At 72.9% G+C, this 21,100-nt stretch carries 17 protein-coding genes; 14 read left to right on the forward strand and 3 right to left on the reverse strand.

The features are described from left to right. Positions 1-7: 7 nt before the first annotated feature. From H4W31_RS16395 to gatA, 11 genes are all read left to right on the forward strand, one after another. Complete coding sequence (locus tag H4W31_RS16395) at positions 8-967, forward strand: electron transfer flavoprotein subunit alpha/FixB family protein (RefSeq protein WP_192767454.1); 960 nt, start codon at positions 8-10, stop codon at positions 965-967. Positions 968-1,066: 99 nt separating this feature from the next. After that, complete coding sequence (locus tag H4W31_RS16400) at positions 1,067-2,245, forward strand: cysteine desulfurase family protein (protein WP_192767455.1); 1,179 nt, start codon at positions 1,067-1,069, stop codon at positions 2,243-2,245. Between the two features lie 111 nt (positions 2,246-2,356). Then, the gene (gene mnmA / locus H4W31_RS16405; RefSeq protein WP_192767456.1) at positions 2,357-3,436 is read left to right on the forward strand and encodes a tRNA 2-thiouridine(34) synthase MnmA; all 1,080 of its coding nucleotides are present in this window, start codon (positions 2,357-2,359) and stop codon (positions 3,434-3,436) included. A 137-nt stretch (positions 3,437-3,573) separates the two neighbouring features. After that, on the forward strand, positions 3,574-4,593 hold the full coding sequence (locus H4W31_RS16410) for a methionine synthase (RefSeq protein ID WP_318783742.1): 1,020 nt from the start codon (positions 3,574-3,576) through the stop codon (positions 4,591-4,593). A 35-nt stretch (positions 4,594-4,628) separates the two neighbouring features. Beyond that, on the forward strand, positions 4,629-5,003 hold the full coding sequence (locus H4W31_RS16415; RefSeq protein ID WP_192767457.1) for a VOC family protein: 375 nt from the start codon (positions 4,629-4,631) through the stop codon (positions 5,001-5,003). 64 nt (positions 5,004-5,067) lie between these two features. After that, positions 5,068-6,102, forward strand: a complete 1,035-nt coding sequence (locus tag H4W31_RS16420) for an ADP-ribosylglycohydrolase family protein (RefSeq protein ID WP_192767458.1) — start codon at positions 5,068-5,070, stop codon at positions 6,100-6,102. Between the two features lie 122 nt (positions 6,103-6,224). Then, positions 6,225-8,564, forward strand: a complete 2,340-nt coding sequence (locus H4W31_RS16425; protein WP_192767459.1) for a hypothetical protein — start codon at positions 6,225-6,227, stop codon at positions 8,562-8,564. Positions 8,565-8,712: 148 nt separating this feature from the next. After that, positions 8,713-10,845, forward strand: a complete 2,133-nt coding sequence (gene ligA / locus H4W31_RS16430) for an NAD-dependent DNA ligase LigA (RefSeq protein WP_192767460.1) — start codon at positions 8,713-8,715, stop codon at positions 10,843-10,845. A gap of 180 nt (positions 10,846-11,025) precedes the next feature. Further along, positions 11,026-13,329, forward strand: a complete 2,304-nt coding sequence (locus H4W31_RS16435) for a putative bifunctional diguanylate cyclase/phosphodiesterase (RefSeq protein ID WP_192767461.1) — start codon at positions 11,026-11,028, stop codon at positions 13,327-13,329. 157 nt (positions 13,330-13,486) lie between these two features. Then, entirely contained in the window at positions 13,487-13,834 is a 348-nt protein-coding gene (gatC, locus tag H4W31_RS16440) for an Asp-tRNA(Asn)/Glu-tRNA(Gln) amidotransferase subunit GatC (RefSeq protein WP_192767462.1), read from the forward strand. A 5-nt stretch (positions 13,835-13,839) separates the two neighbouring features. Then, the gene (gene gatA / locus H4W31_RS16445; protein ID WP_192767463.1) at positions 13,840-15,315 is read left to right on the forward strand and encodes an Asp-tRNA(Asn)/Glu-tRNA(Gln) amidotransferase subunit GatA; all 1,476 of its coding nucleotides are present in this window, start codon (positions 13,840-13,842) and stop codon (positions 15,313-15,315) included. 125 nt (positions 15,316-15,440) lie between these two features. Here the strand turns inward: gatA and H4W31_RS16450 are convergent, their stop codons facing one another. After that, on the reverse strand, positions 15,441-16,364 hold the full coding sequence (locus H4W31_RS16450) for a hypothetical protein (RefSeq protein WP_192767464.1): 924 nt from the start codon (positions 16,362-16,364) through the stop codon (positions 15,441-15,443). 275 nt (positions 16,365-16,639) lie between these two features. Here H4W31_RS16450 and H4W31_RS16455 point away from each other — a divergent pair, with 275 nt between their 5' ends. Both H4W31_RS16455 and H4W31_RS44265 read left to right on the forward strand, forming a co-directional pair. Continuing rightward, positions 16,640-17,476 (forward strand): aminoglycoside N(3)-acetyltransferase, encoded by an 837-nt coding sequence (locus H4W31_RS16455; protein ID WP_318783230.1) that lies wholly within the window; start codon positions 16,640-16,642, stop codon positions 17,474-17,476. A gap of 134 nt (positions 17,477-17,610) precedes the next feature. Next, complete coding sequence (locus H4W31_RS44265; protein ID WP_318783231.1) at positions 17,611-18,306, forward strand: GNAT family N-acetyltransferase; 696 nt, start codon at positions 17,611-17,613, stop codon at positions 18,304-18,306. Between the two features lie 34 nt (positions 18,307-18,340). On the opposite strand, the gene H4W31_RS16465 is transcribed toward H4W31_RS44265, so the two are convergent. Both H4W31_RS16465 and H4W31_RS16470 read right to left on the reverse strand, forming a co-directional pair. Beyond that, positions 18,341-19,138 carry a hypothetical protein gene (locus H4W31_RS16465; RefSeq protein ID WP_192767465.1) on the reverse strand — a complete coding sequence of 266 codons (798 nt, stop codon included), beginning with the start codon at positions 19,136-19,138 and terminating at the stop codon, positions 18,341-18,343. Further along, positions 19,120-19,695, reverse strand: a complete 576-nt coding sequence (locus tag H4W31_RS16470) for a hypothetical protein (RefSeq protein WP_192767466.1) — start codon at positions 19,693-19,695, stop codon at positions 19,120-19,122. Before H4W31_RS16470 ends, H4W31_RS16465 begins: the two co-directional genes overlap by 19 nt. Positions 19,696-19,927: 232 nt before the next feature. Between H4W31_RS16470 and H4W31_RS16475 the strand changes: the two genes are divergently transcribed. Further along, positions 19,928-21,010 (forward strand): trypsin-like serine peptidase, encoded by a 1,083-nt coding sequence (locus H4W31_RS16475; protein ID WP_192767467.1) that lies wholly within the window; start codon positions 19,928-19,930, stop codon positions 21,008-21,010. Positions 21,011-21,100: the final 90 nt, after the last annotated feature.

The following is a 21,100-nucleotide window of genomic DNA, read 5'->3' on the forward strand; positions in this document are numbered from 1 at the left end:
AATGACCATGGCTGAGGTTCTCGTCGTCGTCGAAGCCACCCGGGAGTTCGGCGTCAAGAAGGTCACACTCGAACTGCTCACCCTCGCCCGCGAGCTGGGCAGCCCGGCGGCGGTGGTGCTCGGTGGCCCCGGCGCCGTGGCGGCGCTCGCCGACAAACTGGGCGAGTACGGCGCGGAGACGATCTACGCGGCCGAGCACGAGGAGATCGACGGTCACCTGGTGGCCCCGAAGGCGACCGTGCTCGCCGAGCTGGTCCGGCGGGTGCAACCGGCCGCCGTGCTGCTCGCGTCGAGCCAGGAGGGCAAGGAGATCGCCGCCCGGCTCGCCGTCAAGCTCGACAACGGGGTGCTCACCGATGTCGTCGGGCTGGCCGCCGATGGCACCGCCACCCAGGTGGCCTTCGCCGGCTCGACCATCGTCACCTCGAAGGTGACCCGGGGGCTGCCGCTGGTGACCCTGCGGCCGAACTCGGTGACCCCGAGCCCCGCCCCGGCCACGCCCGCCGTCGAGCAGCTCGACGTCGTACTCGGCGAGGCCGACAGGCTGACCCGGGTGGTGGAGCGGGTGGCCGAGCAGAAGGGCAGCCGGCCGGAGCTGACCGAGGCGTCCGTGGTGGTCTCCGGCGGTCGCGGCGTCGGCAACGCCGACAACTTCAAGCTCGTCGAGGAGCTGGCCGACCTGCTCGGCGGGGCGGTGGGCGCGTCCCGGGCGGCGGTCGACTCCGGCTTCTACCCGCACCAGTTCCAGGTCGGCCAGACCGGCAAGACGGTGTCTCCGCAGCTCTACGTGGCGCTCGGCATCTCCGGGGCGATCCAGCACCGGGCCGGTATGCAGACCTCGAAGACGATCGTCGCGGTGAACAAGGACGCCGAGGCGCCGATCTTCGAACTGGCCGACTTCGGGGTGGTGGGCGACCTGTTCAAGGTCGTACCGCAGGCCGCCGAGGAGATCCGCAAGCGTAGGTAGCCGTACGTAACCCTCGGTGCCCGGCCGGGTCCGGTGTTCTTTCCGACCCGGCCGGGCGCCGAGTGGGCTGTCCGGAACCTGCCATTAGGCTGGATGGCGATGACATATCTGGATCACGCGGCGACCACCCCGATGCTCGAAGAGGCATTGGAGGCGTACGTCGCCACCGCTCGCGAGGTCGGCAACCCGTCGTCACTGCACGCCGCCGGACGGTGTGCCCGGCGCCGGGTGGAGGAGTCCCGGGAACGGGTCGCCGCCGCCCTGGGCGCCCGGCCGTCCGAGGTGGTCTTCACCGGTGGCGGTACCGAGAGCGACAACCTCGCCGTGAAGGGCATCTTCTGGGCTCGCCGGGCCGCCGATCCGGGTCGGGTCCGGGTGGTGGCGAGCGCGGTCGAGCACCACGCGGTGCTCGACTCGGTCGAGTGGCTGACCCAGCGGGAGGGCGCCAGCGCGAACTGGCTGCCGGTCGACGAGTCGGGTGGGCTCGACCCCGACCGGCTGGCCGCCGTTCTCGACGCGCACGCCCCGCAGGTGGCCCTGGTCACCGCGATGTGGGCGAACAACGAGGTGGGCACCGTCCAGCCGATCGCCGCGCTCGCCGAGGTGGCCGCCGCGTACGGCGTTCCGTTCCACACCGACGCGGTCCAGGCGGTCGGTCAGGTGCCGGTGGACTTCGCGGCCAGCGGGGTGGCGGCGTTGACGGTCACCGGGCACAAGCTCGGCGGCCCGGTCGGGGTCGGCGCGCTGCTGCTGGGCCGGGACGTGGACTGCACGCCGGTGCTGCACGGCGGCGGCCAGGAGCGGGACGTCCGGTCGGGCACGCTCGACGCTGCCGGCATCGTGGCCTTCGCCGTCGCGGTCGAGCGCGCGGTCAAGATCCAGCAGGAGTACGCCGCCCGGGTCGCCGCGCTCCGGGACGACCTGGTGGTCCGGGTCCGGCAGGCGGTGCCGGAGGCGGTCTACAACGGCGATCCGGCGAACCGGCTGCCCGGCAACGCGCACTTCTCTTTCCCCGGCTGCGAGGGCGACGCCCTGCTGCTGCTCCTGGACGCGCAGGAGATCGCCTGCTCGACCGGATCGGCCTGTTCCGCCGGGGTGGCGCAGCCCTCACACGTACTCCTCGCGATGGGTGCCGACGACGACCGGGCCCGCTCGTCGCTGCGGTTCTCGCTCGGCCACACCTCGACCGCGCAGGACGTAGACGCCCTGATCGCGGCGCTGCCCGGGGTGGTCGAGCGGGCTCGCCGGGCCGGCGCGGTCAAGTCCGCCCGGAGCTGAGCGCCGGGGCGGGTCGGTGACGTCCGGGGCCCGCGACCCCGGTCCGCCGGAACGGGCGGCCAGGTCCCCCGGTCGGGCCGGTTACCCTCGTGGGGTGGAAGGGATGAACCGGTGAGGGTACTGGCAGCGATGTCCGGCGGGGTCGACTCGGCGGTCGCCGCCGCGCGGGCGGTGGAGGCCGGCCACGACGTCACCGGCGTACACCTGGCGTTGGCGCGTAACCCGCAGACGTACCGCACCGGTGCCCGGGGCTGCTGCACGCTGGAGGACTCCCGGGACGCCCGGCGGGCCGCCGACGTACTCGGGATCCCGTTCTACGTCTGGGACCTGGCCGACCGGTTCCACGAAGACGTGGTGGAGACCTTCGTCGCCGAGTACGCCGCCGGCCGTACCCCGAACCCGTGCCTGCGCTGCAACGAGAAGATCAAGTTCGCGGCGGTGCTGGACCGGGCGGTGGCGCTCGGCTTCGACGCGGTGGTCACCGGCCACCACGCCCGGCTCGGCCCGGACGGGCTGCTGCGGCGCAGCGTCGACGAGGCCAAGGACCAGTCGTACGTGCTGGCCGTGCTCACCCGCGAGCAGCTGGACCGGTCGGTCTTCCCGCTCGGCGACTCGACCAAGGCACAGGTACGCGCGGAGGCGGCCCGGCGTGGCCTGGCGGTGGCCGAGAAGCCCGACTCGCACGACATCTGCTTCATCGCCGACGGCGACACCCGGGGCTTCCTCGCCGACCGGCTGGGCGAGGCTCCGGGCGACATCGTCGACGCCGGCACCGGCGCGGTGCTCGGCGCCCACTCCGGCGCGTACGGGTACACGGTGGGCCAGCGCAAGGGGCTGGCGCTGGGGGTGCCGGCCCCGGACGGGCGGCCCCGCTACGTGCTCTCGATCACTCCGAAGACCAACACCGTGACGGTGGGCCCCGCCGAGGCGCTGGAGGTGTCCACGGTGGGCGCCGAGCGTCCGGTCTGGCCCACCGGCCCGCTCCCCGCCACCCCCCTCGACTGCGAGGTCCAGCTCCGCGCCCACGGTCAGGTCGTCCCGGCCACCGTCCAGGTCACCGGCGGATCCCTGCACGCGCAGCTGCGCCGCCCGATCCGCGGGGTGGCCGCCGGCCAGGCGATCGTGGCGTACCGCCCCGACCCGGCGGGCGACATCGTGCTCGGCTCCGCCACCATCAGCACCACCGCCTGAGAGGTAAGGAAGGGCCCCTTCTTATCGTTTTCTGTAGAAGAAGGGCCCCTTCCTAACACCCCGCGACCGCTTCGGGCCCGGCTGCCCACAGCGGCCGGCTGCGGGGCTAACCTGCGCAGGTGACCGACCAACAGCGGGTGACCGAGCAGCAGCGGGCAGCGGATCGGAAATGGCCGTGGCCGGCCGGGGCGGCGACCGGGATCGGATCGATGCCCGGGACCGACATCGCCGAGGCGCAGCGGATCGTGCTGGGCGAGCTGGCCCTGCCGCACCTGCCCGAGTTGCCCGCGCGCGGGCCCGGTGCCGACCTGATCGGCCGGACCGGCGGGCTGCTGGTGGACCTGCCGGTCGAGCTGTACGCGGGCCGGTGGCGGGTCGCCGGCCGCCCGGGGCGGGACCTGCGCCGCGCCCACGATTTCCTGGCGCGCGACCTGGACCAGATGACCGAGCAGGCCGGCGAGCTGACCGGCACCTTCAAGATCCAGGCGGCCGGCCCGCTCACCCTGGCGGCCGGTCTCGAACGGCCGGTCGGCGGGCGGATGCTCCGGGACCCGGGCGCGGTCCGGGACCTCACCGAATCGCTCGCCGACGGGCTGCGGGCGCACGTGGCCGAGGTACGCCGCCGGCTGCCCCGGGCCACGGTGCTGCTCCAACTCGACGAGCCGACGATGCCCGCCGTACTGGCCGGACGGATTCCGACCGAGAGCGGGCTGGGGGCGTACCGGCCGGTCGGGTCGAGCACCGCCACCGGGCTGCTCCGGACCGTCGTCGAGGCGGTGGGCGTACCGGTCGTCGTGCACTGCTGCGCGCCGGACGTACCCCTGGAACTGATCCGGTCCACCGGCGCGGCCGCGGTCGCGCTCGACCTGCACCTGGTGGAGCGGCTCGATCCGGTCGGCGAGGCGATCGACGCGGGGCTCGGGCTGTTCGCCGGAGCGGCGCCGACGCTGCCGGTTCCGGGTGGCGAGGAGCCGTCGTCGGCCCAGGTCGCCGACCGGGTACGTCAGCTCTGGGACCGGCTCGGCTTTCCCCGGGGCCAGCTCGCGGAACAGGTCGTCGTCACCCCGGCCTGCGGGCTGGCCGGCGCCTCCGACGGGTACGCCCGGAGCGTGCTCACCGCCTGTCGGGACGCGGGCCGGCGACTCGCCGAGGAATAGGTTTTTCTGCCGGTCCGGCAGGGCAGGATGGCCGCATGATTGGCCAACTACGTACCGTGGTGATCGACTGTCCGGATCCGCGCGCGCTCGCCGGCTTCTACGCCGAGATGCTCGGCCTGCCGGTCGACCATTCCGGCAGCGACGACGAGGACGGCTGGACCGTGGTCGGGGGGAAACCCGGCCAGCAGCCCCGGCTCGCCTTCCAGCGGGCGAGTAACCTGCGGGAGCCGCGCTGGCCCGATCCGGACCGCCCGCAGCAGTTCCACCTCGACGTGACCGTCGACGACATCGAGGTGGCCGAGGCCCAGGTGTTGAAGCTCGGGGCCACCCGGCTGCCCGGCCAGGGCGACGGCTGGCGGGTGTACGCCGATCCATCCGGCCATCCGTTCTGCCTCTGCTGGGACGACTGAGCCGGATCCCGCCGGACTCGGCCGGGGTGGTGGCGCCCGGCGCGACTGAGAAATGATGGCCGCCATGGTTGTTCAGGTAACCGGTCCGCCGCGCACTCGCGGTGACCTGCGGCGTGCCTCCGGATCGCTGTTCGGGCTGGCCTACGGTGACGCCCTCGGGGCGCCGACCGAGTTCCTGTCGCTGGCCGAGATCGAGCGGCGCTACGGGCCCGGCGGTCCTCGCGACCTGGTGGGGGAGCCGGCCCGGGTCACCGACGACACCCAGATGGGCCTGGCGGTCGGCCGGGCGCTGCACGAGGCCGGCCCGGCGGCCACCCCTGACGTGTTGGAGCCGTTGCTCCGCCGAGGCTTCGTGGCCTGGGCGCACAGCCCGGAGAACAATCGCGCACCGGGGATGACCTGCCTGCGGGCCTGCGGCGGACTGGCCGAGGGGCTGCGCTGGCAGGAGGCGACGATCGCCGGGTCGAAGGGCTGCGGGGCCAACATGCGGGTCACGCCGGTCGGCCTGGTGCCCGGTTACGACCTGGAGACCCTCGCCGGGGTCGCCCAGCTACAGGCCGGACTGACCCACGGGCACCCGACCGGGCTGGCCGCGAGCGAGCTGACCGCGTACGCCGTCCGGGTGCTGCGGGACGGCGCGGCCCTGACCGACCTTCCCGGCCTGCTGCGGGCCCGGGCCGAGGAGCAGCGCACGGTCTACCGGGCGGACTGGTTGGGCGACCTGTGGCAGCAGCCGGCGGTCGACGACCCGGCGAGCTTCATCGCCCGGGGCTGGCACGAGTGCCTGTCGGTGCTGGACCGGCTCGACTCGGCGCTGGCCGGGCCGGACGACGGCACCGACCCGTGCGACGCCACCGGAGCGGGCTGGATCGCCGAGGAGGCCCTGGCCACCGCGCTGCTCTGCGCCGTACGGCAGCACGACGACCCGGTCTCGGCACTGGCCCGCGCCGCCACCACCTCCGGCGACTCGGACTCGATCGCCGCTCTGACCGGCGCCTTCGTCGGCGCGGCGTACGGCATGGCGGCCTGGCCGGCCGACTGGTCCGACCGGATCGAGTACGCCGACCAGCTCGCCGTCCTCGGCGCCGCCTGGGACTGAGCGAACCCGTCTCCTCTGTGGGCGGACCCGGCGTTCGGCGTGATCGCCTAAGATCCTCTGGGCATGGTGGCCAATCGGGGAACGGGTCCGCCGGTTGGGCCGATCATGGCGGGGAAGGTCCGATGAGCGGCACCGTGGCCGGACTGTGGACACTGCTCGCCGGAACCGACCACATGGCACCCGGGCCGGCGCGGACGGCGCTGCTCGAGGACATCATGTGGCGCGCGGACATCGGCGGCCACGCCAAACTCGGCTCCGTCGCCCGCCGGCTGGTCGCCGACGCGTACTGCCAGGACGGTCAGTGGGAGCGGGCGTTCCCGCTGTTCGACCAGTGTCTGCGCGAGTTCGACCTCCGGCCCTGGGAGTTCGGCCCGGCCGAGGTGAGTGACCTGGTCCGCCGGCTCACCTTCACCGCCCAGTCCATGGCGGACTTCCCGGACATCCCGCTGCGGCAGCTCCACGACACGCACCAGGAGCTGGAGCAGCGGCTCCGGGCGGCCGGGCGAAGCCCCCGGGGCCTGTACGCGGTGCGACGCCGGCTGGCCCAGATGATCGGCGACTGGGAATCGGAGGAGCGGGCGTACCAGCAGTGGATCGCGGCCGGTGGCGCGGACCCGGACGACGTGTGGGACTTCGAGGCCGAGCTCGAACGACTGGTGCTGCGCGGCGACCCGGCGTCGATGTCCCGGGCGTACGCCCTCGCCGGGCCGGTGCTCGCCGGTGAGCGGCGGTTCGTCGAGCCGGCGGTGCCGGTCCAGTGCCTGATGCTGCTGCCGCTGGTCCGGGCCGGCGAGCACCGGCGGGCGGCGCAGGTCGAGCGGCGGATCCGACGGGCGACGGCCCAGGGTGCGCACCGCTACGAGTACCTCGCGATGCTGGTCGAGTTCTACGCGCACACCGGCAACGAGGACGCCGGGATCGACCTGCTGGGGCTGATGGAGGGCTTCGACGCGTTCGAGCGGCCGAGCGGCAAGTTGGAGTTCGCCACCGCCGTGGCGGTGCTGACCCGGCGGTTGATGACACTCGGGCGTGGCGGGACGCTGATCGACCTCAGCGACGGCCGGGGTCCGGTCTCCTTCCAGGCGTTGCACGACCGGACCCGGGATATTGCCCTGGACCTGGCCGCGCGCTTCGACGCCCGCAACGGCAGCACCGCGTACGGCGACCGGTTCAGGGCGCGGCTGGTGGCGGCGCCGGCGGCCGACTTCGTGCCGCTTCGGCCGGGCAGCCGGCCCCGGACGGGTCTGCTGCCGCCGCCCGGCCTTCCCGACGAGCAGGTGCTGGACCGGGCGGAGTGGCACAACCACCGCTGCGAACCCGACGAGGCGCGGGCCTGCCTGGCCGCCGTCGGGGACCTGCCGGAGCGGCTCGCGGCCCGGGCGGTGGAGCTGCGGGCGATGTTCTTCCAGAGCCCTGAGACCGAGTCCGGGTTGCGCTGGGCGGCCGAGGTCCACCAGCGGTACGGCGACCGGCAGCGCTCCCTGCTCACCCGATGCTGGCTCGGTCTCTGGGTCGCCTACGACGGACGCGCCGAGGAGGGCGTGGCGTTGACGGCGGAGGCGGTTGCGGGGCTGCGCGACGACGGCTCCGAGTGGGCCCGGGCCTGGGGCGAGCACTGGCTGGCGTACGTCCTGGCCGGACAGGGGCGCCGCGACGACGCGTACGCCGCGCTGGGCCGGGCCGGGGCGCACGCGGCGCGGTCCGGTGACCCGCTGGTCGTCGGCGTGGTCGCCGCGCTGGAGGCGACGTGGCGGAACGCCGACCTCGCCGATCCCCGCCGGGTGATCGAGCTGGCGACCTCGGCCACGGAGTCCTTCGTCGCCGCGTCGGCCGGGCAGCGGGCGGTGGAGGCCGTCGAGCAGTTCCGGATCGCCGCCGAACGGGCCGGGGCCGAACGGGAACTCGCCGCCTTCGTCGACCGGCAGTTGGCGCTGCTCTCCGAGCGGTCCGGCGGTCGGGATCCGGCGGTACCGTCGGCCGAACCGTCCGGTCCGGCGTCGCCGGTGGATCCGCTGGACCGGCTGCTCGGACACCTGCGTTACCTGCGTGGCCGGCGACTGATCGACGCCGGGCGGGCCGCCGAGGCCGTCGACGACCTCTACGAGGCGGTCGGGCTGGCGGCCTCGACCGGGCAGGACAGTGCGGAGCTGTGGTACCACCTGGTCGTCGCCGCCCACGCCGACGGCCGGTTCTCCGAGGCGGTCGACGCCTGCCTACGGGTCACGGAGTGGTTGGACCGGCTGCGCGAGACCGGTGATCCGGCCGGCATCGAGTGGGCGGACAACTGCCGGCTCCTGCTCGCCGACAGCTATCGCGGGATCGGCGAGCGCATGGTCGCGCTCGACGAGTACGAACGGGTCGTCCGGAGCGTCGAGGACCACACCGGGGGCGTCGGCACGCCGCCGGCCCGGGCGCTGTCGGCGATCGCCGAGCTCTACGCCGAGCTGGACCAGGGCGGCTAGCCCCGCCTCCGGCCGGTCGTTCCGGCTCGCGGTGGGCCGGGGGTGGCGCCCTGGCCGGAACCGGTCCGCCGGTGCGGTTCGGCCGGCGGGGTGTGCGGGTCGGGCCGGCCGGTTACGGTTGCGGGAAGCGCGATCACGGAGGTCGACGGTGTCTGAGGAAGCCATCCCGCAGCAGGTCAGCGCGGCGCAGGAGGCAGCTGCCGGCGCGGAGCCGACGGCGCGGGCCCGGGAGCGGCACGCCGCGCTGAGCACCGAGATCACCGACCACCAGTACCGCTACTACGTGCTCGACGCGCCGATCGTCTCGGACGCCGAGTTCGACGAGCTGCTGCGGGAGCTGGAGGCGCTGGAGAACACCTTCCCCGCGCTGCGTACCCCGGAGTCGCCGACCCAGCGGGTCGGGGGCACCTTCTCGACGCTGTTCACCCCGGTCGCCCACGTCGAGCGGATGATGTCGCTGGACAACGCCTTCGCCCCGGAGCAGTTGGCCGGTTGGGTGGAGCGGATCGAGCGGGACGCCGGTGGTCCGGTCGCCTACCTGTGCGAGCCGAAGGTGGACGGGCTGGCGATCAACCTGACGTACGAGCGGGGGCGGCTGGTCCGGGCCGCCACCCGCGGCGACACCCGGACCGGCGAGGACGTCACCGCGAACGTCCGGACCATCCGGGAGGTGCCGGAGCGGCTGACCGACGGTACCGACCCGGTCCCCGAGCTGCTGGAGGTGCGCGGCGAGATCTACTTCCCGGTGGAGGCGTTCGCCGATCTCAACGCCGGCCTGGTCGAGCAGGGCCGGCCGCCGTTCGCCAATCCCCGCAACGCGGCGGCGGGGAGCCTGCGCCAGAAGGACCCCCGGATCACCGCGTCCCGACCGCTGCGGCTGGTCGTACACGGTCTCGGGGCGCGTCAGGGCTTCGAGCCGGTGGCCCAGTCCGAGGCGTACGCGGCGCTGAAGGCCTGGGGGCTGCCGACCAGCGATCGTTGGCGGGTCGTACCGGACCTGGCCGGGATCCAGGACTACCTCGACTACTACGCGAAGCACCGGCACGACGTCGAGCACGAGATCGACGGGGTGGTGGTCAAGGTCGATCCGGTCGCCATCCAGGGCCGGCTGGGCTCGACCAGCCGGGCGCCCCGGTGGGCGATCGCCTACAAGTACCCGCCGGAGGAGGTGACCACCAAGCTCCTCGACATCGCCGTCAACATCGGCCGGACCGGCCGGGTCACCCCGTTCGCCGAACTCGAACCGGTCAAGGTGGCCGGCTCCACGGTGGCCCGGGCGACCCTGCACAACGCGCACGAGGTGGAGCGCAAGGGCGTACTGGTCGGGGACACGGTGGTGGTACGCAAGGCGGGCGACGTGATCCCCGAGGTGCTCGGGCCGATAGTGGAGCTGCGTCCCGCCGATGCCCGCCGGTTCGAGATGCCGACCCACTGCCCGGCCTGCGGCACCGAGCTGGCGCCGGCCAAGGAGAGCGACGTCGACATCCGGTGCCCGAACACCCGGACCTGCCCGGCCCAGCTCCGTGAGCGGATCTTCTATCTGGCCAGCCGGGAGGCGCTCGACATCGAGGTGCTCGGCTTCAAGGCGGCGGGCGCGCTGCTCGACTCGGCGGAGATCACCGACGAGGGTGACCTGTTCGGGCTGGACGAGGAGCACCTCGCCCGGGTGCCCTTCTTCGTCAAGAAGGACGGCAGCCTCGGCAGCAACGCGCGGAAGTTGCTGGACAGCATCGCCGAGGCGAGGCAGCGGCCGCTCTGGCGGGTGCTGGTGGCGCTGTCGATCCGGCACGTCGGCCCCACCGCCGCCCAGGCGCTGGCTCGGGAGTTCGGCTCGATGGCGGCGGTCGAGGCGGCGAGCGAGGCGGAACTGTCGGCCGTGGACGGTGTCGGCCCGACGATCGCGGCCAGCCTGCGCGAGTGGCTGGTGGTCGACTGGCACCGGGAGGTGGTGCGGAAGTGGGCCGAGGCCGGCGTACGGATGGCGGAGGAGCGCGTCGCCGAGGGGCCGCGCCCGTTGGAGGGTCTGACCGTGGTGGTGACCGGGACCCTCTCGGGCTTCACCCGGGACCGGGCGGCGGAAGCGGTGCAGGCCCAGGGCGGCAAGGTGAGTGGGTCGGTCTCGAAGAAGACCGACTTCGTGGTGGTCGGCGACAATCCGGGCTCGAAGGCGGAGAAGGCTGCGGCACTCAAGGTGCCTATGCTCGACGAGGCGGGCTTCGCCGCGCTGCTCGGGGAGGGACCCGAAGCAGCAGGTAGGCTCGCTATTAGTGACGATCAGTGATTGAGTAGTCAGCTCTCCGTTAGCGAAGGCACGTCAGCAAGATGCGCAGTATTTCAAGTTAGTCACGACTCGACCCGATTCGCGTCTGTCGCCCCCCACGCGGCATGGGTCAGGGCGTTTCATGGGAGGCATGCCGCGCGGTACCGGCCGCGCCCTGGACCGAAAGGCTCGGGAGGTCCCATGGAGGCCGCCGTGCTGCGGAACTCCGTCCCTCCGAATCGGACGGCGCCGTTCTTCGGTTTCGTCTGGTTGGTCGTCGGTATCGCCGCCGGAGTCGTCGCCGTGCCGCTCAGCGGGCTGCCCGAGCAGGCAGCCGAGCTGCCCGTGGCGTTCTGGCTGATGGCGGTGCTCGCGGTCACCTTCGACGCCCGTCCATTCAGCCCGCACGGCGAGCGGCAGAGCCAGTCCGTCTTCCCGTCGATCTGCTTCACCTTTGCGATCGGGCTCGAATGGGGACTCGGGCCGGCGATCGCCGTGCAGGCGGCGGCGGTGGTGGCCTCCGGCTGGCGGATGCGGTACGCCGCCTGGCGGACGATCTTCAACATCGGCCAGTACGCCTGCGCGCTCGGCGCGGCCGACCTGGTCATCCGGCTCACCCCCGGCGGTGGACCCGGCCCGGAGAGCCACCTGCGGCTGGTGGACGTCGCCATCGCGATCGGCGCCGGAGCCGCCTGGCTGACCGTCAACCACGGCCTCGTCGCCACCGCCGTACGGGTGCGCTTCGGTGGCCGGTGGCGGTCCCGGATCCGGCAGGGGCTCGGCTTCGAACTGCTCGCCACCGGATCCCTGCTGCTGCTCGGCCCGGTGCTGGTCGCCGCCGCCCGGTCCAGTGCCGCGCTGATCCCGTTGGTGGTGCTGCCGCTCTACGCGGTCTCCCGGATGGCCCGGCTCTCGGCCGAGCGGGAGCAACTCACCCGGCTGGATCCGCTGACCGGGCTGGCCAACCGCAAGGCGCTGCTGGACGAGGTCACCGAGCAGTTGTCGATTCACGCCGAACTGGCCGGCAAGGAGGCCCCGGGCGGCCAGTTGGCGCTGCTGCTGCTCGACCTGGACCGGTTCAAGCACGTCAACGACGCCCTCGGGCACGCGGTCGGTGACCGCCTGCTGGTCGAGGTCACCCACCGGCTGACCGCCGCGGTACGCCCGGGGGACGTGATCGCCCGGCTCGGCGGCGACGAGTTCGCCATCGTGGCGACCCGGCTCTGCGGGGTGGACGACGCCCGCCAGCTCGCCGACCGGATCGTCGGAGCCCTGACCGAGCCGGTTCCGCTGGACGGGCTGCCGCTCGACGTCGGCGGGTCGATCGGGATCGCCCTCTACCCCGAGCACGGCGCCGACTTCGCCACCCTCATGCGGCACGCCGACGTGGCGATGTACGACGCGAAACACCGGGGCGACCCGGTGGCGGTGTACGCCGCCGAATCCGACCACAACTCCGCCGAGCGGCTGAGCCTGCTGGCCGACCTGCGGCGGGTGTTGGAGACCGGCGGTACCACCCCGGCGGCCGTCGGGTCGGGCCCGGCCGAGGGCCACCCCGGCGTACCGACCTCCGCCGCCGTCGGTGGCGACGCGGGCGAGATCACCCTCTACTACCAGCCGCAGGTCGCGATCGACACCGGTGAGGTGATCGGCGTGGAGGCGCTGCTGCGCTGGCGGCACCCCCGGCGTGGCATGGTCGACCCGGAAGAGCTGATCCGGGTCGCCGAGCAGAGCGCGGTGATGCGGCTGCTCACCCGCCGGGTCATCGACGACGTGGTGGAGCAGTTGGCGAAGTGGTCCGCCGCCGGGCTGGACCTCCGGGCCGCGGTCAACGTCAGCGTCCGCGACCTGCACACCGGGGAGATCGCCGACCAGATCGCCGAACGGCTCGCCCAGTACGGCGTACCTCCGTCGCGGATCCAGCTGGAGATGACCGAGGGGGCGTTGATGGCCGATCCGCGCCGGGTCCTCGCCACCATCACCCGACTGGACCGGATCGGGGTGGCGATCGCGCTGGACGACTTCGGCACCGGCTACTCCTCGATGCAGCACCTGCGCCGGCTGCCGTTGGCGGAGGTGAAGGTCGACCGGTCGTTCGTACTCGGGATGGCGGCCGACGCCGACGACGCGGCGATCGTCCGGTCGGTGATCGAGCTGGCCGGAGCCCTCGGGTTGCGGGTCGTCGCCGAGGGCGTGGAGGACGAGCGGACCTGGCGGCTGCTGCACGCGGCGGGCTGCGACGCCGCCCAGGGCTGGTTCTTCGCCCGGCCGATGCCGGCGGAGGACCTGGTCACCTGGCTGGCCCGGTACCGGCCGATCGGCCCCAGCGGGGGCGGAGCGGCCCGGCCCGAGCGCCGGACGGTGCCGGGGGCGTCCCCGGCGGCCCGGGTCGACCTGCCGGTGGACCCGGTGGAGCCGCCGACGGTGCTGATCGAGACAGTGGAGGCCCCGGTCCGGCCGGGTCCGGCCGAGTCGATCGCCGGACTGCACCCGAGCGTGGAGTGACCGGCGGCACCCGGATCCGGAGGATCTTCGGGGGAGTCGGGGACGGCGGCGCTCGGGGTCACAAATACACTCGCTCAGGTCACGGCGCGCGTGCCACGCTGCGCCGGAAAGACGCCGGCGGAAGCCGGGTAGACGCCAAGGCAAGAAGGGGGCACCGATGTCCGCCATCTCCCGCGAGGAGGTCGCGCACCTGGCGCGACTGTCGCGGCTCGCCGTCACGGAAGAGGAGCTGGAGACATTCGCCGGCCAGCTCGACGTGATCCTCCAGGCCGTCGCCCGGGTCGGTGAGGTGGCCGCCGCCGACATCCCGCCCACCTCGCACTCCGTTCCGCTGACGAACGTGCTCCGCGACGACGTGGTGGTGCCCGGCCTGACCCGGGCCGAGGCGCTCTCCGGGGCGCCGGACAGCGAGGAGGACCGGTTCCGGGTGCCGCGCATCCTGGACGAGGACGAGCCGCCCAGCCCGCGCGGCGAGGGCCCGGCGGATTCCGATGGGAAGGCGTGACCACGATGGCTGACGTGACCAGGATGACCGCGACCGAGATCGCGGCCCTCATCGCTTCCGGCGAGGCGTCCGCGGTCGAAGTGACCCGGGCCCACCTGGACCGGATCGCGGCGGTGGACGACCGGGTGCACGCGTTCCTGCACGTCGACAGCGAAGGGGCGCTGGAATCGGCCCGTACGGTCGACGCCCGGCGTGCCGCCGGGGAGGAACTCGGCCCGCTCGCCGGAGTGCCGGTGGCGGTCAAGGACGTGCTCGCCACCAAGGGCGTACCCACCACGGTCGGATCGAAGATCCTGGAGAACTGGCGCCCGCCGTACGACTCGACCATCGTTGCGCGGCTGCGTGCCGCCGGCACGGTGATGCTCGGCAAGACCAACATGGACGAGTTCGCGATGGGCTCCTCCACCGAATACTCGGCGTACGGCCCGACGGGGAACCCGTGGGACCTGGGCCGGATCCCGGGCGGCTCCGGCGGGGGCAGTGCCGCAGCGCTGGCCGCGTACGAGGCGCCGCTCGCGATCGGCTCGGACACCGGGGGCTCGATCCGGCAGCCTGGCGCGGTCACCGGCACCGTCGGGGCGAAGCCGACCTACGGCGGCACCTCCCGGTACGGCCTGGTCGCGTTCTCGTCCTCGCTCGACACGCCCGGCCCGTGTGCCCGGAACGTGCTGGACGCGGCGCTGCTGCACGCGGCGATCGGCGGGCACGACCCGCGCGACTCCACCTCCATCCCGCAGCCGGTGCCGGACGTGGTCGCCGCCGCTCGGGCCGGCGCCTCCGGTGACCTGACCGGGGTACGCCTCGGCCTGGTCACCGAGTTCTCCGGCGAGGGTGCCGAGCCGGGTGTGCTGGCCGCGTTCCGGGAGGCGGTCGACGCGCTGACCAAGCTCGGCGCCGAGGTGGTCGAGGTCTCCTGCCCGCACTTCCAGTACGCGCTGCCGGCGTACTACCTGATCGCGCCGAGCGAGTGCTCCTCGAACCTGGCCCGGTTCGACGGGGTGCGGTTCGGGCTGCGGGTCGGCGACGACGGCGTGCACTCGCTGGAGGAGGTCATGTCGCTGACCCGGGACGCCGGCTTCGGCCCCGAGGTCAAGCGGCGGATCATGCTCGGCACGTACGCCCTGTCGTCGGGTTACTACGACGCCTACTACGGGCAGGCGCAGAAGGTGCGGACCCTGATCACCCAGGACTTCACCAACGCGTTCGAGCAGGTCGACGTGCTGATCTCGCCGACCACCCCGTTCGTGGCGTTCCCGTTCGGCTCGCGTACGTCGGACCCGTACCAGATGTACCTGGCGGACCTGTTCACCATCCCGAGCAACCTGTACGGCGGGCCCGGCATCTCGGTGCCGTGCGGGCTCTCCGACGGGCTGCCGGTGGGCCTGCAGATCATGGCGCCGACGATGGCGGACGACCGGATGTACCGGGTCGGCGCCGCGCTGGAGTCCGTGGTCGGCACCCTCGCCCCGCCCGCGCTCTGATCCGGGTACGCGTCTCACGTCGCAGCGGCGGCAACCGGTACCGGTACGGTTGCCGCCCGACGTACGTTCGTCCGGGGAGCCGGTGAAGTTCCCCCGTGATCCGGGGTCGTCGGATATCCGGACCGTCAGGAAAGCGCCTTGTTGCGCATCCTGGTGATCAGTGCGGCGGCCTCCGACGTTTCCGGCACGATCCCGGAGTACCAGCGCATCGAGGTGTCCGGCTCACCCGGACGCTCGCCGGGGCGGCCCTGCCGGTAGATCGACAGGGTGCCGTCGTCCGACTCGTGCACCCGTACCACCTCGTCCCAGCGCAGCGTCGGCGGCTCCGCCGGGCCGAGCCCGACACCGTCGACGACCCGCAGCCCGCCCTGCATCACCGCCAGGTTGCCGAAGACCGCGCCGGACCGGCGCAGCGCCGCCTCGGATCGCGGGCTCGGCCCGCCCGCGCGGCGGGTCCGGACGGCGTCGACGAACCGGTCCTGGTGGCGGTAGCCGTGGTATTCCAGGACCAGCGGTTTCCCGTCGCGCTCGGCGACGATGCGCGCGCCGGCACTGGTGGCGGTCACGGTGCGGGCCATGCCGGTCGGCACCATGCCGACGGATTCCCGGTGCTGGTCGACGCGGCGGATCTGCTCGAACCGCACCGGGCGGATGATCAGGTCGTGTTCGGGCATCCGCCCGGCGGCGTCGGAGAAGGGCCGGGTGACGTCGATCAGACCGTGCTCGTACAGCGCGACCCAGCGGTCCGGCCCGTCGGGTGGCAGGAGCCGGGCGGCGATCGGCCCGGAGAACACCAGACCCATCACGTGCAGCGTGGCGATGAAGGCGAAGTACGCGCCGTCGGGGTAGAGGGAGTACTGGTGGTAGCGGGAGTACTGCCGGTCCCAGAGCACCCAGAGCAGACCGATGAAGAGGCCCCCGAGGATCAGCCACAGCCAGCGCGCGCGGAAACGGATCAACGGCCGCTCCTGCCGGTGCAGGCTGATCAGCGCGCCGAGTCGGTGCTTCTCCGCCGTCGGCGCCAGCGCGGAGCTGAGATACCGCTTCACGATCCCTCCCGGCCGGAAACGCCCGGCTGCTCGACGTTAGCCGGGCGGGGGCGCCGTGTCGGCGCGACGACGATCCACACGGTCGCAGAATATGCCGGCCCCGCCGGCCCTCGTGGTGGCCGAACGGCCGTCACCCGGGCGTCACAGGCCGGAGTTGATCACCGGCGGAACCGACCGGGACACCTTCCGCCCGGCCGATCCCGGACGACCGCGCAGGACCGCACAGGACCGCGCAGGACCGCCGGCAACCGGTCCGGCCGACCATAATCGGAGCCGTGACCGCCGAAGACCCGAGCGTCGAACGTCCACACCAGGTGGGTCAGACAGTCCCGCACACCGTCGCCTCATTGGCGGACGATCTGCGCACCCTCGGGGTCCCGGCCGGCGGCGTGCTGCTGTTGCACTCCTCGATGCGGAGTCTCGGCTTCGTCGCGGGCGGATCCCACGCGGTGGTACTCGCCGTGCTGGAGGTGCTCGGGCCCGAGGGCACCCTGGTCGTGCCGACCCACACCCCGGACAACACCGATCCGGCCGGGTGGCGTAACCCGCCGGTCGCGCCCGGCTGGTGGCCGGTGATCCGCGAGCAGACCCCCGGCTTCGACCCGGCGCGTACCCCGAGCCGGTGGATGGGGTTGATCGCCGAGACGATCCGGACCTGGCCCGGTACCCGGCGCAGCGACCATCCGCAGGTGTCCTTCGCCGCGCTGGGTCCACAGGCCGCCGACATCGTGGGCAGCCACCGCCTGGACGACGCGCTCGGCGACGGCTCCCCGCTGGGCGCGGTCTACCGGTCGGCCGGAACGGTGCTGCTGCTGGGCTGCGGGCACGATGCCAACACCTCGCTGCATCTGGCCGAGTGGCGTCAACCGGCACCCCGGCGGGAGCGGACCGGTTCTTCGGTCCGCCGGTCGGACGGTACGAGCGGATGGGTCAGTTGGACCGACGTGGCTTCCGACGAGAGCGACTTCCCGCGGCTCGGGGCGGATTTCGAGGGCACCGGCGCCGTACGCCTCGGCGTGGTGGGAAACGCGCACGCCCGGCTGATGCCCCAGCGCAACCTGGTCGACTACGCGGTCGGATGGATGGCCGGTCATCGCGGAGCGCCCAACTAGCCGGCGGTGGCCGTGCGGTGCGCCGGGCCGCCGGGGTCCGGGACGTCGATGCAGCGGATCACATTACGAGCTTGTTGCCAAAGATTTGCAATAAGGTCGGGTGAGACCGGTCAGTCCGCGACGGGAGCAACCTCGTGCCACACCGCAGTGTCAGCCTCACGCACACCGACGACGCCCACTCGACGTCCGAGCTGATGATGGCCTGGGGGCGTGGCTGGGCCGTCTCCCGGGGGACGGCCGCGCCGGTCGAGGTGGCCGGCGGCTTCCGGGTCGACGTGGGCCTGCCAGGCCATCGGGTACGCCACGTGCTGCACACCTACGACGCGTACTCCCTGCGTCGGCTCGCCCGGGAACTGACCGCTCCCGGAAACTGGATCAAGGCGGCCGGGGACCCGGGCGAGTTCCGGGCCGCTCTGCCCGAGGGGTGGACGATGGACATCGCCGGATATCTGATGACCGTTCCGTTGAGCCGGAGCGCGGTCGAGCGGCCCGCGTCGCCGTACACGATTCGGGTTGATCTCGACGGCGAGGTCGCGGTCGCGACGGTGCGCGACGACAGCGGTGCCACGGCGGCCTCCGGTCGGCTGGCGCGGGCCGGAGAGTTCGGCATCGTCGACAAGGTGGAGACCGAGCCGGCGCACCGGCGGCGCGGGCTGGGCAGCGTCGTCATGCGGGCGCTCGGCGACCGGGCGGCGGCGCGGGGGATGCGCACCGGGATTTTGGTCGCCACCGACGACGGGCGCGCGCTGTACCGCTCGCTCGGCTGGACGGTGCGTTCGGAGGTGCCGGGCGCGTTCCGCCCGGAGAAGAGTGGTCCGGCCAGGTCGTGACGAACTGTCGCCCTTGGGCGGGGTGACGCCGGGCCTACATCCGGGTACGCAGGTCGTTGACGACCTTCTCTGCCAGAATGCGGTCGCCGGACGTGGCCACGAGGGCCACCACGTAGAGGGTCTGGCTCGCGGAGCCGGGGCCGAACGCGCCGGTCGGTGCCTGCCAGACGTGCTCCAGCACCAGATGGAAGTAGCTCCGCTGGGAAGTGCCCCGCTTGGTCGTACGCTCGGCGAGCCAGGTCACCGGGTCGACGGCCCGGCCCGGCCCGAATGCGAACGGTGGCCGCAGCCGTTCCCTGGCGGCGGAATCGCAGGGCGACGCGCAGGGCGCGAGCAGCACGTGCAGATCGAGTGCGTTCGGGTAGTCCGCGGTGCACTCCCACTCGGCGGTCGGTCGGGCACTGCCGTCGGGCACGCTGAGCACCACGCAGTACCAGGGGTAATGCTCCGGCAGCCGGAAGGTGATCGGCAGTCCCGGCTGGCTGATGGCGGTCGCCTCGTCCGCGCCGAACCGCGCTCCCGTGCCGGTGTCCGGGCCGGTGGCGGGCGCCAGCGGCAGCGGTGTCGTCAGTGGATAGTGCGGAGCCGCCGGCACGGGGGGTGTCGACACCCGGGGGGCCGTGCGGTCCACCCTGGCCGCCTGGGCCCGACCTATCTGGGGCGCCACCGCCTGACCCAGGGCGTAGCCGCTCCAGGCGAGCACGGCGACGACGAGGAGCAGCGGGATCGGTGCCCGCTTCTGCCACCGGCGCAGCGACAGCGTGGCCGCCAGCCATTCGCGGTGCTTCTGCTCGTCCGGCCGGGCCGGGTTGGTCAGCATGTCGCCTGACATCGGGCCGCCACCTCCTGGGCCAGACTCCTCGTCGCCCCTAACACGGCGTCCGGGGTCGCGTACGTGGTGCCGAGCTGCGCGTGGACCGTCACCGTGCCGATCCGGACGCGCACGTGCGCGACCTGCCGGGTCCTCTCGTTCGTCCAGCCGTACTCGAAGGACTCGTCGCCGATCCGGACCGGTGTCGGCTCCGAGCGACAGTCGAAGCACTCGGTGAAGCGGACGGTCTGCCGGGCCTGCTCCTCCGCCGACACCCCCTCCTCCCTCCCGGCGCGGACGTACCCGAACCACAGGTTCACCCTCGCCCGGCCGGCGCCCTCGCCCACCCAGCCCGAGAACTCGCACCAACTGTTCGTGGCCCCGATTTCGGCCGCTGGCTCCGACGCCTCCGGAACCAGCCGGGCGATGGTCTCCGGGCGGACGAAACCGCACACGTCGATCGAACGCCCCTCGGGTGGTGCGTCGGCGGCCGTCAGCCGCCAGCCGAAGAGGGCCACGGCGAGCGTGCCACCGACTATCAGCGCGTTACGTAGCCAGATCCAGACCTGCCGTGGCATACCACGAGAGTCTAGGAGATCGGTGCACCCGGTCCCGCCCCGCGTACAGCAGGACCGCCGCGTCCGCCGTACCCGATCGAACCGGACCGGAGGCGGCCCTGGCCGCCCGCTGTCCAGTCGTGTCCAACCACGTCCAGGATGCCCGGTGACCCTCCCGGACATCGATGACCCTCTGCTCAGTAGTCGCGCCGGAGGGGGTTCGGCGCGGTGCCTACCGAGGAGGAGCCAGTAGATGAGAGTTCTCGCGAACAGGGCCAGTCGGGCGACGTCGGTGACGGTCGCACTGATGATGGCGGCGGTGTCCGCGTTGGCGCTGAGCCAGTCGGCGAGTGCCGCACCGGCACCGGGTCTGGACCCCGCTGCCACCGCCGAGGCGTGGGCCGCCGGCCGGGCCGAGTACGGGGCGGGCGCCACCGAGCACCAGGCGGTCGTGGCGTACTGGACGCCGGAGCGGATGCGCGCGGCGCAGCCGGCCGAGGAGTCGCCGGCCTACCGGCAGGCGGTCAAGCGGTACGTCGACAGTGGCCAGACCGCCCGACAGTCGGTCGACCGGGGTGCCCGGCTGACCGTGCCGCCGACCGCGGGTGAGCTGGGCGTACCGAACAGTGGTCCGGTTCCGGCGGCGTTGAACCCGAACTTCGCGTCCAACCACCCGACCGCGCGGACCAGCGGCAAGGTGTTCTTCACCATGGGCGGGGGCAACTTCGTCTGCTCCGGTACGGTGATCAACTCCGAGGGTCAGGACAGTGTCTGGACCGCTGGGCACTGCACCCACCCGGGCGGTCCGGGCGGCGCGTTGGCCACCAACTGGGCGTTCGTGCCCGCGTTCGACGACGACCTGGCCAACCAGCGGCCCTTCGGCACCTGGACCGCGGCGCGTCTGATCCCCGCAGCGGCGTGGCAGGCCAGCAGCAACTTCAACGAGGACATGGCCGTGGCGGTCATGAACACGCTCAACGGCCAGCACATCGTCGCCCGGCTCGGTGGGCAGGGCCTGGACGTCAACCGGGGGCTGAACGTCGCGATCAACGCCTTTGGTTACCCGCAGGAGGCGCCGTTCGACGGTGGGAACCTGCTGCGCTGCTCCGGCACCTCGCAACCCGAGTCCCCGGGCGCGACGCAGACCATCCGGATCCCCTGCGACATGACCCGTGGCTCCAGCGGCGGCGGTTGGCTGCTGAACTGGGACGGCAACTTCGGCTACCTGTACGGCGTCAACAGCCGGATCGACCGGATCGTCGCGCCGACGATCATGATCTCGCCGTTCTTCGACAACACCGCCCTGAACCTCTACAACCAGACCAGGAACCTCTGATCAGCTGATCGGCCGTCTTTCGTGGGGCTCTGTCGGGTGGACCGTTGCACCGGGTCCACCCGACAGAGCCCTGTCGGTTTCCGGGGCTGC

The organism is Plantactinospora soyae, assembly GCF_014874095.1.
Lineage (GTDB): Bacteria > Actinomycetota > Actinomycetes > Mycobacteriales > Micromonosporaceae > Plantactinospora > Plantactinospora soyae.

Bases quoted from the DNA above. Each gene is read 5' to 3' on its own strand.
- H4W31_RS16395 (WP_192767454.1), top strand. From the start codon at position 8: ATGGCTGAGGTTCTCGTCGTCGTCGAAGCCACCCGGGAGTTCGGCGTC.
- H4W31_RS16400 (WP_192767455.1), top strand. From the start codon at position 1,067: ATGACATATCTGGATCACGCGGCGACCACCCCGATGCTCGAAGAGGCA.
- H4W31_RS16415 (WP_192767457.1), top strand. From the start codon at position 4,629: ATGATTGGCCAACTACGTACCGTGGTGATCGACTGTCCGGATCCGCGC.
- H4W31_RS16420 (WP_192767458.1), top strand. From the start codon at position 5,068: ATGGTTGTTCAGGTAACCGGTCCGCCGCGCACTCGCGGTGACCTGCGG.
- H4W31_RS16425 (WP_192767459.1), top strand. From the start codon at position 6,225: ATGAGCGGCACCGTGGCCGGACTGTGGACACTGCTCGCCGGAACCGAC.
- H4W31_RS16435 (WP_192767461.1), top strand. From the start codon at position 11,026: ATGGAGGCCGCCGTGCTGCGGAACTCCGTCCCTCCGAATCGGACGGCG.
- gatC (WP_192767462.1), top strand. From the start codon at position 13,487: ATGTCCGCCATCTCCCGCGAGGAGGTCGCGCACCTGGCGCGACTGTCG.
- gatA (WP_192767463.1), top strand. From the start codon at position 13,840: ATGGCTGACGTGACCAGGATGACCGCGACCGAGATCGCGGCCCTCATC.
- H4W31_RS16465 (WP_192767465.1), bottom strand. From the start codon at position 19,138: ATGTCAGGCGACATGCTGACCAACCCGGCCCGGCCGGACGAGCAGAAG.
- H4W31_RS16470 (WP_192767466.1), bottom strand. From the start codon at position 19,695: ATGCCACGGCAGGTCTGGATCTGGCTACGTAACGCGCTGATAGTCGGT.
- H4W31_RS16475 (WP_192767467.1), top strand. From the start codon at position 19,928: ATGAGAGTTCTCGCGAACAGGGCCAGTCGGGCGACGTCGGTGACGGTC.